Here is a 15,559-nt window from a genome sequence, read left to right as displayed (position 1 = left end):
GCAAAATTGGTAAAATTTGGCTAAAAACGCCATTTTTGTATTCCGAAAAGTGTATAAATGTCTATATTTGTACACATGAAGGAGATTGTAGAATACACAGACTACCGCAAGTTCATCCAGGATTACTACGATGAACGCAAGCGCAGCTCGGCTTTTACGTGGCGTGATTTTGCGCGTGATGCAGGATTTTCGTCGGCTGTGTATTTGAAGTACGTTTGCGAGGGCAAAAAGAATCTGAGTGTAGGGTCGGCAGGGTCCGTTGCTGCGGCGATGGGGCTTGCCGGGTTCGAACAGACGTACTTTGTTCTGATGGTTTCGTATGCGCATGCGAAAGATGACAAGGCGAGACGAGCCGCGTTCGAAGAACGCTGTGCGCTCGCGCATGCCCACAAGGTGCGTGTGCTCGGGAACGAGGAATTCGATTATTTCAAGTCGTGGAAGAATCCGGTGCTGCGCGAGATTGCTCCGCACATGCCTGGTGCCAAGCCTCTTGACATGGCTCGTAAGTGCAAGCCGCAGATTTCTGCGGCGGAGGTCTCCGAGACACTAGACTTTTTGGTGCGCGCGAAGCTCTTGAAGAAGGACAAGAGCGGAAACTACGAACAGACAGACAAATCCCTTTCGATGGGATCGGTCGATGCGGTGCCTGTGGCGGCTCGTGATATGCAGCGCCAGATGGGGGAATTTGCGGTGAAGGCTTTGGACTTGCCGCTTTCGGAACGTGACATGTCGGGGCTTACCATGGGGCTCACGCGCCGTGCTTACGAAAAAATCAGGAAGGAAATCGCGGATTTTCGCCGCCGCATTGTGGCGATTGCGAGTGAGGATGACGAGACGGAACAGGTGTACCGCCTGAATTTGCAGTTGTTCCCGCTGAGCGAACGACTTGGCGATTGTGATGATAAAAATAAAGGACTTGTGTTTAAAAAGGAGAAGGAAAGTGAAAAAACTCATAAGTAAATCATTTACTTTATGGATGGCCATTGTTTCGGCAGGAATGTTCGCTGCTTGTTCTGAAGATAAAGTTGCGGGCGGCATTACCGAAGATGCGGGGCTTGCCATCAAGAATCTAGATATTGCTGGCGTTTCCCAAAAGGGCCCGTTCGTGAAGGGCTCCGCGGTGACGGTGCAGGGAATCGACTGCAAGACAATGGAATTCACGGATGAAGTTTTTGAGGGTGAAGTCAAAAATAACATGGGTGAATTTGTTGTTGAAAAGGTGAACTTGTCTACGACTTGTGCTGTTGTTGCAGTGACAGGCGAATACCGTAGCGAAATGACGGGAAAAAAAGTCTCGGATAAAATGACGCTCCGTGCGTTAACGAATCTTAAGGATCGTACGCATGTGAATGTCAACTTGCTTACGAACTTGGAATACGAGCGCGTGATGTACTATGTGACTGAAAAGGGCAAGACTTTCGACGAGGCTAAGGAATTGGCTGAAAGGGAAGTGCTTGCCGCATTCGGGATGGCTGGTGAATCGGCCGAATTTGAAGATTTGGATATTTTTGGAACAAGCGATGCGGATGCGACGCTCCTTGCTATAAGCGTGTTGATGCAAGGCGATGCCGATGTGAAAACGCTTGCGAAACGTCTGGATAAATTCAATGATTCCTTTGCAGAAAGCGGCAAGTGGAACGATGATGATACGAAAAAAGCGATTACCGACTGGATTGCGAATGCCGTGGCTAAAGCCGTGATGGATTCCATTCGTAAGAATATGGAAAATTGGGGATTCGCAAATGAAGTTCCCGATTTTGAAACGGCGGTCGATGCGTTTGCTACTAATGTTTCAAAGGAAAAAAATAGCGACAGCGTCAAGACAGATGGGTGGAGCTGGGATGTGCCGCAGTCCGCTCGCCTGAATCCGAATATCAAGTACGACTCGATAATCGACCCGCGCGACAAGCAAGTGTACAAAGTTGTAAAAATCGAAGTGAAGGAGCATGATTATTCACAAGTGTGGATGGCCGAAAACTTGAACTATGCCGATAGCGTCAAGACGCTGAGCTTGAAAGGCCAAAACTGGTGCTACAATAATGATGAGAAAAATTGTAAGGTAAGCGGTCGCTATTACACTTGGGCGGCGGCGATAGACTCTGTGGCTTTGGCAAACGATTCAAAGAATCCGCTGAATTGCGGTTATGGCAAGACGTGTGGAATTAATCGCGGAGTGCAGGGAATTTGCCCTGACGGCTGGCATTTGCCGACGCTCCATGAATGGGGATTGTTGAGCGTAGCTCTGGGGAACGCTGGCGTGGCCGGAGATAGCCTCAAGGCGCTGACTGGCTGGGATTACGCCGGAACGGCTGACAATAACGGCGTAGATGCCTATGGATTTGCGGCGCTTCCGACCGGAAGGATGGTTTCTACATCTAGCTGGAGCAATGTTGGTTCTAATGTTTATTATTGGAGTTCCGAAGAGGATGGTACGTATGAAGCGCGATATTCGAATATAAACAACATTTATACTAAATTCTATTTGTTCCAAGGTTCAAAAAAATATGGACAGAGTGTACGTTGCATCAAGGGTGATCCTTCGACTGCAGCGATTAAATCTTCTTCAAGTTCTAGTGTTGGCGAAACGAAGTCTAGCAGCAGTTCTGCAAAATCGAGTAGCAGTGTGGTTGTGTCTAGCAGTAGTCAAGTAAAAATGAGTAGCAGTTCTGTAGTTCCTTCCGGCTGGAGCTGGGACGTGCCTAAGGAATTGCGTTTTAATCCGAATATCAAATACGACTCAATGGTTGACCCTCGCGATAAGCGTGTGTATAAAGTTGTGAAAATCGAAGTGAAAGAAAGGGATTATTCAAAGGTGTGGATGGCGGAGAATCTGAACTACGCCGATAGCGTGAAGACTCCGAGTTTGAAGGGCAATAGCTGGTGCTACCACGATACCACGAAATATTGCGAGGTGAGCGGTCGCTATTACACTTGGGCTGCGGCGATTGATTCAGTTGCGCTAGCAAATGATCCTAAGGACCCATTGAATTGCGGTTATGGCAAAACTTGTGGACTTAATCGCCAGATACAGGGAATTTGTCCTGACGGTTGGCACTTGCCGGTTCGTGATGAATGGGGCTGGTTGAGCGTGTACTTAGGGAATGCTGGCGTGGCCGGCGATACCCTCAAGGCTTTGACCGGATGGGATTATGCCGGAACAGAAGACAATAACGGTGTGGATGCCTATGGATTTACGGCACTCCCGACTGGACGAAGAATCTCTGAAACTAACTGGAGCAACATTGGTTCTAATGTCTATTATTGGACCTCCGAAGAAGAGGATGCGTATGAAGCCCAGTATTCGAATATAAACAACATTTATACCAAATTCTATTTGTACCAAGGCTCAAAAACTTATGGACAAAGTGTCCGCTGCGTGAAGGACTAATTTTTCGTTCTCATCATCCCGAGGCCTCGCTATTCACGGCGAGGTCTTTTTTTGTATCCCAGGGATACAACTTGTGTTCTAAAATTTTGCAAACTCGTTTAAAAATGACTAAAAACGTAAAAATTAGGCTAAAAACGGCAATTTTTGTATTCCAATAATGTTTAAAAACTATATTTGTAATCATGAAGGCGATTCTTGAATATACAGATTATCGCAAGTTCATCCAGGATTACTACGATGAACGCAAGCGCGACTCCGCTTTTACTTGGCGTGAGTTTGCTCAGAATGCCGGTTTCACGTCGGCAATTTTTTTGAAGTATGTTGCTGAAGGGAAAAAGAATCTGAGCGTTAGTGCCGCAAGTTCTGTTGCGAACGCCATGGGCCTTGCCGGATTCGAAAAGACGTATTTTGTTTTGATGGTGACGTACGCCCATGCCAAAGGGGACGAGGCCAAAATGGCGGCGTTCGAAAAACGCTGTGCGTTGGCTAGAGCGCATAAGATTCGTGTGCTCGGTGGCGAAGAATTCGATTACTACAAGTCTTGGAAAAATCCGTTGCTCCGTGAACTTGCCCCGCATATGCCTGGTGCAAGGCCTGCCGAAATGGCCCGTGCGTGCAAACCGAAAATTTCTACAGCGGAAGCTGTTGAAACGCTTGAGTTTTTGGAAGATGCGAATCTCCTGAAAAAAGACCGAAATGGGAATTATGTGCAGACGGACAAGTCCATATCGATGGGCTCCGTGGATGCGGTGCCGATTGCCGCGAAAGATTTACAGCGCCAGATGGGTGAGCTTGCCGTGAAGGCGTTGGACTTGCCACTTGCAGAACGCTCTATGTCGGGAGTTGTCGTGGGGCTGACGCAGGATTCTTACGAAAAAATCAAGAAGGAACTTTTGGAATGCCGTCGCCGTGTTATTGCGATTGCTACGGAAAGTAACAAGACGCAGCGCGTGTACCGTTTGAATTTGCAACTATTCCCGATAAGTGAACGGCTTGACAAATGTGAAGAAAATAAAGTAAGTGGAGTTGGTGAAAATGAAATGCGACGTTAATGGTTTGGCGGGTTGTACTGGAAAAGTTCAAATCAACGGTTTTCGAAAGTTGATGATTCTTTTGCTTGCGTTGATTTCGTGCGTCTTTGTCGCATGTTCGAATTCCGAGGTTGCAGGCGGTTCTTCGGACGATGCCGGCATTTACGCCGTCAAGAATTTGGATGTGGCGGGCGTTTCGCAGAAGGGACCGTTTGTGACGGGTTCTGTTGTGAGCGTGCAGGGCGTGGATTGCAAGACGTTTGAGCTGACTGACGAAAAATTTACAGGCAACGTAAAAAGCGACAAGGGCGACTTTGCTATAGATGGCGTCAATCTCAAATCTTCGTGTGCGTTGTTCGAAGTGACGGGTTATTACCTCAACGAAGTGACCGGAAAAGAGTCTTCGGATAAGCTCTCGCTCAAGGCTCTGACCGACCTTAGCGTTCGAAAAACTGTGAACGTCAACTTGCTCACGCACTTGGAATACGAGCGCCTAAAGCACCTTGTGACGGTTGAGAAAATGGACTTTGCGGCGGCGAAAGCCCAAGCGGAACGCGAAGTGCTCACATCGTTTGATATTGCGAATAACGTTGATGAATTTGAAAACTTGAACATCTTCGAAAAAGGCGACGGAAACGCGGCACTCCTTGCGGTGAGCGTGCTGATGCAAGCCGATGCGGATGTAGCAAAGCTTGAAGAACGTACAAACGAAGTCAGCTCTGCCATTGCGAAAAACGGTTTGTGGGACGATGACGAAACGAAGTCGGAAGTCGCGGAATGGGTAGCCACCGCAAAAGAAAACGGTCAAATTGAAAAAATTCGCCAAAACCTCGAAGGCTTGAATTATGCAAGCGAGATTCCTGCGTTCGAAACGTATGTGGAACGCTTTGGCGAAAGCTTGACACGGGAATCTTTTCTAAATCCGCAAGTGCAGTACGATTCCATTGTCGATAACCGCGATGGACAAGTTTATAAAACCGTAAAAATCGGCGAACAAGTTTGGATGGCCCAGAACTTGAACTATGCTGATGACGTAAAAATGCCGGAATTGAAAGGGAATATGTGGTGCTATGACAACAATCCCGAAAAGTGCAGCCTGATGGGCCGTCTTTACACTTGGAATGTGGCAAAAGATTCGCTTTGTCCTGATGGCTACCGCTTGCCGGATACGACATCGTGGAATACCTTGATTGCTGTGGCTGGCGGAGTGGCCAAGGCCGCTGCCGTGCTCAAGTCGCAATTTGGCTGGGATGCTTTGGATGGCACGAACGATTACGGTTTTTCAGCTGTCGCCGATGGCGAATGGTATCGTAGCGGCTCCTTCGATTCCGAGGGGCTTAAAGCTTATATCTGGAGTTCCGCTGAATATTCAGAGGCTAGCGAGAATGCTGCATACGCCATTTATTTTGGAAACGACGGTACCGTTTCTGTGAAAAAATTTCCGAAGAATAACGGATTTTCAGTCCGTTGCCTTAAAAACTAGGAGCTTTTATGTTATTTGAACCTATGAGGAAAAATATGAAACCGCAATTCATTTTTACTGTTGTTTTATCGCTATTTGCGATTCACTCTTTTGCGGCTAACGGCACCATGAAAGGCGACGGTTCCGCAAGTAAACCGTTCCAAATCGAAGACTACGAAGACCTCAAGGCGATAGGCAAGGGCGCTTATCTCTATTCTTCGGATTACGTCTTGACGAAGGATATCGACGCTTCGGCTTCGAAAAACGAGATGTGCAACGAAGACGGCTGCAATGGATTCATTCCCATCGGAAAAAACAAGGATGCCGCCGATAGCATTATATTCTGGGGTAATATCGACGGAAAGAACCATACCATTAACAACTTGACCATTTGGCTCCCGTGTGAAAATGATGTTGCATTTATCTCTTATTTGGGTGGTTCTGTTTCTAACTTGAAATTCGACCGTATTCATGTGACCGGTCGCGTAACAGAATCGAATTTTGTGGCAAGTGTTGCCGCCAAGCAGATGGGCTCTATCAAGAATGTGCATGTGACGAACGGCTTTGTCCAAGGGCAAAATTATGTGGGTGGTATTGTCGGTCAGGGTACGAAACGCTACAATGATAAAGCTGTTCTCAAAGATGTCTCGTTCCAAGGTGACATCAAGGGCTCGCAAAGAGTTGGCGGCATTGTCGGTGAAACAGATATGGATGTTGCCCATGCAGAAGCCGATGTGAATATCATTATTTTGGATCAGGATGTGGGTGGTATTGTCGGATATTTGACCGGTAATGTTTATCAGTCGCGTTCTAGTGGTACGATTGTTCCTTGGGAGGATGACGTAGATGATGTCGGCGGTATTGTCGGATATTCCAAAGGCGATATCAATGAATGTGTTTCGACAATGGACTTGATGCATTATGGTTTTTATTACTTTGGTGATAAAGTAGGTGGAATTGTCGGCAATGGCGGCTTTGTAAACGCTTCTTATGCACTTGGATCCGTCGAAGGCGAACGTTATGTTGGCGGTATTGGCGGAAGTAGCGGGGTGGCAAACTCTTTTGCGATGGGTGCGGTTCGTGGCGATGAATATGTGGGTGGCCTTGTGGGTAACGGAACGGCTCAATATTCATATGCGGCAAATGTCGTTCAGGGAAATAGCCACGTTGGTGGACTTGTCGGAAGTGCATCCGATGCGGTTGTGGGTTCATACTGGAATACCGAGATTTCGGGACTTGATACGAGTGCGGGTGGCACAGGCTTAACGACCGCAAAAATGATGAAATTTGCGTCGTTTGCGGGCTGGGATACTTTAGGTTATGATGAATATGTCATTGACGGTACTGACACTTGCGACTACTATGTGCATTTAGGTTATTGCTATAGCCCTACAGGGAAATTTATTCGCTATTGGAACATTGATGAAGGTAAATCGTTCCCCTACTTGGTGAATAATCCTTTTATGAAAAAATCTCCGATTCCGGTTGCGGTTCCGACATCAGCCCCGAAATGGCAAGAGACTCCGAAGATTGCTTCGCTTTTCGATGTGGAGGGCGAACTTGTCGGTAAATGGCTTGGCTGGGCGAGATGGAGCGATAATATAGATTCTACTGAGAATGGCAAGACGCTTAGGAGAGATTCGCTCTATTTCGGTTACCGAATTGGTGTCGTAAACAAGGGCGATACGGTTTGGGGGACTTCAAGTTATATGGCAGTTCCCAACAAGATTGAAATCTCGACTTTTGCTGAACTCCAGAAAATCGGAAATGACATTGCCTATCCGCTAATAGCTAATTACGAATTGACAAAGGATATCGATGCTTCGGGTTTGAAATTTGAACCGATTGGCGACAGCGTACGTGCTTTTACGGGCTCGTTTGACGGTAAAAATCATGTTATCAAGAATCTGACGATTGATGAGCCGAATCGCGACTTTACGGGAATGTTCGGTTATATGGAAGGTGCGACAGTCCGAAACTTGACTCTGCAAAATACGAAGGTGGTCGGCTCTTGGTGTGTGGGCGCCTTGGCTGGCGAAGCACGCTTGTCTTTAATCCATAATGTCGTGTCGTTCAATGGCGATGTCAAAGGTGAGTCGTCTGTTGGCGGCTTGATTGGGGTGGCTGTAGGTGATAGCATTAATGTCGTTGGCACTACTGGAAACATTAAGGGAACAACGTATGTTGGCGGCTTGATAGGCGATGCTTCTACTAGGTTGGAAAACGGTTTTTCTATCAATGTCATTAAGGGATATGAACGTGTCGGTGGCGTTGTCGGTTTCGTCGATTCCTATTCGCCAAGCATCTATCGTGTCTATTCTGCGAGTATGATCAAGGCTTCGGATGGACGGGGATTTGCCGGCTTTTCGCTTTCCAGTTCCTTGGATTCAAACACTTGCTTCTTCGATAGCTCTCTTGCTGATTATGATAGAAATGGCAAGACAACCGCGGAGATGCTGAAACAGGGAACGTTCCAGGGCTATGACTTTGTAAATGTATGGACTATCCAGGAAGGCGTTTCTTATCCGTATTTCAAGGGGATGGAACCTCTGCTTCCGGGAACGCTCAAGGATGACGGGACGGTCAATGTGCTTGCCGGAGCGGGGACTGCAACGAACCCCTATAAAATTTATAATTACGATGATCTCAAGTATATTGGCAAATACGAATACGGCCTTGATGCATACTACAAACTCATGGGCAATATCAATGCTACGGTCTCGTTCAAGGAAAATTGCAATGCCGACAGTACTGTATGTAAGGGCTTTGAACCGATTGGAAAATTCAGCGGTGTCTTTATCGGTAACAACAAGATAATTGCGGGCTTGAATATCAATCGCCCCGACGAAGATTCGGTGGGACTTTTCCGGGCTCTGGCGAAGGGTGCCAAGGTAAGCAATGTTGTCTTTGATACGGCTTCGTATCTTGGAGAAAGCTATTCGTATGGGCCTGCGAATACTAGGGGTGCCATCCGTGGTAAGGACTATGTCGGCGTCCTGGCCGGTGTCGATAATGGTGCTACGGTCGAAAACATCTTTATCAAGTATGATGTTGCCGGCGAAAATTACGTTGGCTCTCTTGCCGGTAAGAAATCTGCCGGCTCTGTCGTGAGGAGCGCGTCTAGATTCCTGGTCTCGGGCAAGGAAAACGTGGGCGGTCTCGTGGGCTTTTTGGGCGAGGCGAGTGTCGCGGACTGCTATTCGATTGCAAATGTCGTGGGAACAAAGAATGTCGGCGGCTTGGCGGGCTATTCGGACAATGCGACTGTGAAGAACTCGTTTGCCGCAGGTCAAGTTACGGGCGATTCTAAATGGGGTGGCCTTGCGGGCTCTGACAACAAGTCGACCTACACCTCGGTCTATTATGATACGACACTCTGGTATGTTAATACGACGGCTGCGGGGGATCTCCGCAATACAACAGAGATGGTCAAGAAGGAAAACTACGAAGGCTGGGATTTCGATTCAACCTGGAAGATCGCAGCAGATTCGACTTATCCCTATCTGTCGTGGCTGACTAAGCCTTACTATATATCCAAGACAATGAAGGAAAAGATTTATCCGAATCAGGCTGTGGATCAGACCATGATGAAAATGGCCGGTTCCGGTACGGAAAAAGACCCGTTCTTGATCAAGACCTACGGAGACTTGAAATCAATCGGATTCGGAAAATACAAGTTGTCGGCCGTTTATCGCTTGGCCAACGATATCGATGCCACTGCTTCCAGGACGGATGAACGTTTTGCTGTCGGTGGAACAGGATTCAAGCCTATTGGTAAGTACGATGTGTTGGAAGAATTCTGCAACTGTTACGGTGTTGTCCTTGGCGGTTACGCAAAACAGGATACCGGTGCTTTTACCGGCGAATTCCATGGTGGCGGTCATAGCATCGACAGCTTGTTTACGGGATTTTGGGATAAGGATCATAAGGCAATTGGATTTATCGATACTGTTGCGCAGTCTGCAATCGTAGATAGTTTGTCTTTCAAGGGGTATTCTATTGGTCGCAATCGTGAATTGAAAATTGGCGGTGTTGCCACTGTGAATAAAGGAACGATTCGTAATGTGAATGTCGATGTCTTGATGGATAGCATTTATCAAAGTGCAGGCTTCGTGTTCAGAAACTATGGCTCTATCGAAAATGTATCGGTCAAAGGGAAGGTTAATAATAGCAACAACGTTTCTGGAATTGCACTTGTGAATTACGGAAACATTGTCGGTGCCGAAGTCGATATGCGATGGGAGGGGGGATGGTGCGCTGCTGGTGTTGCCGTGCTGAACAAGGGATCCATCGAGAAAGCGACCGTTAATGCGACCCTAAAGGGGAGTAGCGGTTTCATGGGCGGTATTGCTGCCCTGAACACAGCTGCCGGAACTATCAGCGAAAGCAAAGCGAATGTCAATGTGTCTGGTCAAGAATCGTCTAGGGGTGATTTATCCTTTTCTTACGAAGATGGTGGCGAAATCTCGGAGTATTATGTCATTGAAGGCATTGCTGGCCTTGTCGCGGTCGATAGCGGAACGGTCACGAACTCTACGGCAACAGGCATTATTGATGCGAAAAACCTCAACTATATCGGTGGCCTGATTGGTAAAGCTTATGGCAAGGAATTGAAAGGTTTGCATGCATCCGTCGATGTTGTGGGTTCGAGTTATGTCGGCAGCTTTGCTGCTTTGAATCAAACTACTATTTCTGAAAGCTATGCTACCGGAAGTGCCAAGGGCACGGGCATTTTTAGTTATTCTGGTGCATTTGTCGGCAAGAACGAAGGTTTGATCGAACGCTCGTTTGCGATGGGAAATGCAAACGCGGCTGCCGGTTTTGTTGGCGAAAATGATGGAACTATCAAGCGATCCTATTCTACAGGAAATGTAGAGAGTACGGGCAACTTTGTCAATAACAATCAAGCTGTAATTGAAGACTGCTATTCGACGGGTGATATGTCGGCAGTAGAAGAGTTTTATGGCTTTGGTTTTGTCGGGGTCAATGGTAACGATACGAAGGTGAGGGGGTACGCTTCTGGAAAATCAGTTAAAGACGGAATCCGTTTTTGCACCGGCTTGCCTGCGAAATCGCAACCTTCGGATGAATTCTACTACCTTGCCGATGCTTGTAGCGACTCTACAATGTCGGGCAAAGGCTTGACTAACGTACAAATGATGTTGAAGAACTCTTTCAAGGAATTTGACTTCGATTCTGTGTGGTACATGCAAGAAGGCGTGAGCTATCCGCTGCTTCGCGGTTTGCCGAATCCGCCTGTTGCCGCAAGTGAAAATGTTTCGTACAAAGACAACAAGTCGCTTGCGAAAAACGTTCGCGGCAAACTGCTGGACGACGCTTTCGTGATGGATTCGTCTGCGAAAAAGGTGCTCAAGCTGGATTCTGCAAGCGAGGCTTTGCTGGATTCTTTGGAAAATGCAAATGCACCTTCTGGAACGTTCAACGTGCTTTACCGTGTAGGCGTGCTTGTCGAGAACGATACGCTTTGGGGCAAGGCTTCTACGATGGAACTTCGCGTTGAATCTCCGACGAGCGTTCGCTTTAGCGAAAAGGTGGTTGTTCGTAATGCTTCCCTCGGTGCTGTGTTCCAAGGCGGTGACATCGCCGTGCGTTTTGAAATCCCTGCAGCGGCTGCGGTGAAGTTCTCGCTCATCGACATGCAAGGTCGAGTGGTGCGGGTGTTTGATCTTGGTCGCCGAGCAACGGGTGTGCATTTCGAAACACTTAATGCTGGAGAAATTGCCCGGGGCCGCTATGTTGGCGTGCTGCAAGTGGGCGGCATGGCGACCGAAAATGTGATGCTCCTGAAAAAATAGTTCTCTAATTTTTTGATTGACGATTCGATAGATCCGTGGGTTAAATAGCCTGCGGGTCTTTTTTTATGTGATATAGCTCCCATGGCTTAAAATCATGGGTTGATATTCCCCTCAAAAAATATATGTTTACTTAAAGGTTCTCATTGGGGTATTCGAGGGGTTTTGATGAAATTGAATTTTCACAGTCTTGCGTTTAAACAGACTGTTTTGATATTGCTCGGCATCACGGTGATCTTTGTCGCGATGATTTTTATGCTTCAGCAGCAGGTCAGCTCGAGGATGTCGGAACTCATCATGGCACGTGGTCAGGAAATCAGTGAAAAGCACGTGTCTTCCATCGACAATATCTTTGAAGATAACGCTGCGGTTGTAAAAAACATTGTGGCGATGCTCGAACGTGGCGACTTGAACAAGAAGGATATCGAGGAGTTTTTGCCGGCGGAATACGTGCGCACCCATGAGAAAAATCCGATTGCGTCTGCGTTGTTTATCGCCTACGAGCCCGAACGGAATGGCCGCGAGTTCATGCGCATTACGGGGCACGGCCTCGAGGACACGGTCATGGAAGTGAAGGACTACCGCGAAATGCCTTGGTACAAACAGTCCATCGAAACGGGCAAGGGCCAGTGGTACGAACCGTTTATTGGCGTTTATGCGGACCAGCCGGTGGCGCTTTTTGCGATGCCTTTTTACCAGACGCTCCCCGATGGTTCTAAGAAATTCAAGGGCGTTGTCGGGCTTGATATTTTTGTCTCGTTCTTGCGCGATGCGGTCTCCTCGATAAATATTGAAAACTCGGGATATGCGTTTATCCTCTCTGCCGAAAACAGGTTTGTGGCGCATCCGCGTGATGACTGGATTTTCAAGGAATCGCTCCATTCGCTTGCAAAAGGCCATGAAGCGGGCTTGTCTAATTTCGAGACGGCGGTACGCAATTTGCACAGCGGGCTTTTACTTGGCAAGACTTTTAGCGGCGAAAAGGCTTGCATCTATTTTTCGCACATGAAGGTGGACGGCTGGGTGTTCGGCGTCGTTTGGCCTGCGGATGAATTCTTTGCAAAACAACGTAAGATGGCGTCGGTTCTCGGCATCCTTGGCCTCGCTAGCTACATCATGATGATTGTACTTGTGCTTGTGATTTCGAGTCGTGTGACGCGACCGCTCAAGGCGCTTGCAGGGGTGGCGAAGCGTTTGGGCCAGGGCGACTTTGACGTGGAGATTCCACCGGTTGATGGCAAGGACGAAATTGCGGAATTTGCAGATGCGTTTGGCCGCATGCGTGATTCGCTCAAGGAAAATATTGAAAAGCAGAAGGGCGCCGAACGTGTGGCGAGCGAACTGGAGATGGCACGCAAGATCCAGCTTGGGTTGCTTGCGCGTAGCGATGATGACGAGGGCGTAAAGGATGCCCGCCATTTGCTTTCTCCGTTTATTTTACCTGCAAAGGCGGTGGGTGGTGACTTCTATGATTTCTGCAAGGTGGATAATGACAGGCTTGCCTTCTTGATCGCAGACGTGTCGGGCAAGGGCGTTCCGGCGGCGCTCCTCATGATGTCGGCGCGCTCGATGCTCAAGAGCGTCTTGCTTGCGGGCACTTCGGTTGTAGACACATTCAACGTTGTGAATGACCGCCTGGCGTTCCGCAACTACCTCAATATGTTCGTCACGGTCTGGATGGGCGTTCTCGACTTGCGGACGGGCGAAGTGGAATTTGTATGTGCAGGGCATAACCCGCCGGCTATCCGCCGTGCGGACGGTACGGTCGAGTTTGCAAAGAGCAAGCCCGGTCTTGTGATTGCCGCGATGGAAGGGACCCGTTACAAGCGCCAGACGCTCAAGCTGAATCCGGGCGATACAATCTTCTTGTACACGGACGGCGTGACCGAGGCGACGGATGCGAACGAGAATCTGTTTGGTGACGAGCGGCTGCTCAAGACGCTCCGCGATGCGGGCAACCGCGAACCTGCCGAAATTTGCCCGTTCGTGAAATCCAAGATTGATGAATTTGTGGGCGACGCTCCGCAGTTCGACGACATTACCATGCTCGCGCTCAAGTTCGTGGGCGGTGATAAAACTTAATTCGAGAATGTGTGCAGAAAAGGAGGTGCCCGCTTACTTCGACTGCGCTCAGCACAGGCTCCGGCGGGCATGACATCTTTGGCACGGAATGCGCGCATGTCGGTAAATGAAAAAAGACCTTGCTTTCGCAAGGTCTTTTTCGGGTGGATGACCGGACTCGAACCGGCAACATCCAGAATCACAATCTGGGACTCTAACCAATTGAGCTACATCCACCATGTAGCGAGACCAAATATAAAAAAGCCATCCCAAATTTCAAGGGATGGCAAACACTTTTTTCTAAAAAATTTGTTTTTAGCGCGCTACGACTACTTTTTCTGCATGATTCGGAGGAAATTTGCACGCTTGAAGTCGTTTCTGTGTTCCATGCAGAAGCGCGGGTACACGTACTGCTTCGGGAACATACGGATCGTGAACGTGTTGTTGCAGCCTTCGAGGCAGCACTTGAATTCCAAGTCCATGGCTTCCGAGTAGTTGTGGCGGAAAATGATGTTCTTGGACTCGATGTTCTCGATATCCTTCTTTTGCTTTTGGCGCTGCTTGATGTCGCGGTGCAGTTCGCAGTACTTCGCGATCGGGTGACCCCAGAATTCACGGCCGCAGCCGGGTTCCTGGCAGACTTTGAGCTTGATGCGTTTCTTCTTTTTGTACTTAGGTAATTGCATAGAGACCTCAATTAGTAGTAAAGATAATAAAAATCGCCGTTTTTGTAAAAATTTTGGATTTTGTGAGGCTCGAAATGGGCCAAATTCGCGAAAAAAGCGTGTTATATAAGTAGGAACATTTAAAAAAAGGACGCTTATGAGGCTTTTTTGGATTTTGGTTGTCGCGGCGGTGATTAACGGCTGCATGTACGTGAGCGGGTCGGCGGAGGGCGAAACTCCGGTACACGTTACGGCGATTGACGTGGGGCAGGGGCTTGCGGTTCTCCTCGAATATGGCGGTCGCTATGCGATGTATGACTTTGGGCCCGATTCGGTCGGCGTGGTGGATTCGCTTTTGGCGCGCGGAGTCGATACGCTTGAGTGGGTGGTGCTAAGCCATAACCATCGGGACCATATTGGCGGATTTTTGGAACTTGCGGGGCGGGGCGTTTTTGTGCGGCGGTTGTACGTGGGGCCGGATACGGCGGGCGACTTTTATCGCGATAGCGTGTTGCGGGTAGCGAGATCGCTTGGAACGCCGGTGGATACGCTATTGCGAGGCGAGAACGTAAGTTTTGGGGGTGGGGCTAATGGCTTTGAAGTGCTGTGGCCGGCGAGCTATTGGCGCGTGGGCGAGAATCGTGCGAGTCTGGTGCTGCTCGGAAAGTTTGGCGCCAGCAAAATGCTTTTGACGGGAGACCTGGATTCGGTGGGCGAACGCCATTTGCTTGAGATGAATCCGACACTTTCGGCGGAGCTTTTGCAGGTGGCGCATCACGGTTCGGCGGGGAGCAATACGTTAAGTTTCTTGTCGCAGGTCTCGCCGAAGTATGCTTTTGTGAGCGTCGGTGCGGAGAACCGCTATGGGCATCCCGCGCCATCTGTTGTCCGTAAACTAAATTTGGTGCTTGGGGATTCTACGAGACTTTACCGTACTGATTTGCAAGGCTCCATCCGCTTTGAACTCTCGCCGAGCATGGGCGTACTTGTACCGTAGGGGGATGTGTCATTCCCGCCACCGAGCGGGAATCGCCATCTCGTCATCCTGAATGTGCATGTCATTCCGCATTCGTCATCCTGAAGGAACGAAGTGACTGAAGGATCCAGTTATTTTTTATATTACTATTTGATTCGCATTT

8 protein-coding genes and 1 tRNA gene are annotated in these 15,559 nt (G+C 48.5%); 7 read left to right on the top strand and 2 right to left on the bottom strand.

The features are described 5' to 3' along the window. The first annotated feature begins 75 nt into the window (after positions 1-75). The 6 genes from B7982_RS11805 to B7982_RS11780 all read left to right on the top strand — a co-directional run bounded on the left by B7982_RS11805 (position 76) and on the right by B7982_RS11780 (position 13,776). The gene (locus B7982_RS11805) at positions 76-960 is read left to right on the top strand and encodes a TIGR02147 family protein (protein ID WP_233138528.1); all 885 of its coding nucleotides are present in this window, start codon (positions 76-78) and stop codon (positions 958-960) included. Continuing rightward, positions 941-3,388 carry a fibrobacter succinogenes major paralogous domain-containing protein gene (locus tag B7982_RS11800; RefSeq protein ID WP_088660921.1) on the top strand — a complete coding sequence of 816 codons (2,448 nt, stop codon included), beginning with the start codon at positions 941-943 and terminating at the stop codon, positions 3,386-3,388. Before B7982_RS11805 ends, B7982_RS11800 begins: the two co-directional genes overlap by 20 nt. A 182-nt stretch (positions 3,389-3,570) precedes the next feature. After that, positions 3,571-4,440: a TIGR02147 family protein gene (locus B7982_RS11795; RefSeq protein WP_088660920.1), complete on the top strand. Its 870-nt coding sequence runs from the start codon at positions 3,571-3,573 to the stop codon at positions 4,438-4,440. Next, complete coding sequence (locus B7982_RS11790) at positions 4,424-5,902, top strand: fibrobacter succinogenes major paralogous domain-containing protein (protein WP_088660919.1); 1,479 nt, start codon at positions 4,424-4,426, stop codon at positions 5,900-5,902. Before B7982_RS11795 ends, B7982_RS11790 begins: the two co-directional genes overlap by 17 nt. Positions 5,903-5,937: 35 nt before the next feature. Continuing rightward, the gene (locus B7982_RS11785; protein WP_088660918.1) at positions 5,938-11,697 is read left to right on the top strand and encodes a GLUG motif-containing protein; all 5,760 of its coding nucleotides are present in this window, start codon (positions 5,938-5,940) and stop codon (positions 11,695-11,697) included. A 165-nt stretch (positions 11,698-11,862) separates the two neighbouring features. Then, positions 11,863-13,776, top strand: coding sequence for a SpoIIE family protein phosphatase (locus tag B7982_RS11780; protein WP_088660917.1), 1,914 nt, complete (start codon positions 11,863-11,865; stop codon positions 13,774-13,776). A 142-nt stretch (positions 13,777-13,918) separates the two neighbouring features. Here B7982_RS11780 and B7982_RS11775 read toward each other — a convergent pair. Next, positions 13,919-13,992, bottom strand: a tRNA-His gene (locus tag B7982_RS11775). 92 nt (positions 13,993-14,084) lie between these two features. Beyond that, positions 14,085-14,441 (bottom strand): hypothetical protein, encoded by a 357-nt coding sequence (locus B7982_RS11770; RefSeq protein ID WP_088660916.1) that lies wholly within the window; start codon positions 14,439-14,441, stop codon positions 14,085-14,087. A gap of 136 nt (positions 14,442-14,577) precedes the next feature. Between B7982_RS11770 and B7982_RS11765 the strand changes: the two genes are divergently transcribed. Continuing rightward, on the top strand, positions 14,578-15,417 hold the full coding sequence (locus B7982_RS11765; protein WP_088660915.1) for a ComEC/Rec2 family competence protein: 840 nt from the start codon (positions 14,578-14,580) through the stop codon (positions 15,415-15,417). Positions 15,418-15,559 lie beyond the last annotated feature (142 nt).

The sequence above is a fragment of the Fibrobacter sp. UWB2 genome, from assembly GCF_002210425.1.
Classification (GTDB): domain Bacteria; phylum Fibrobacterota; class Fibrobacteria; order Fibrobacterales; family Fibrobacteraceae; genus Fibrobacter; species Fibrobacter elongatus.
Note: the sequence above shows the minus strand (reverse complement) of the source record. Positions and strands in the feature narration are given on the sequence as shown.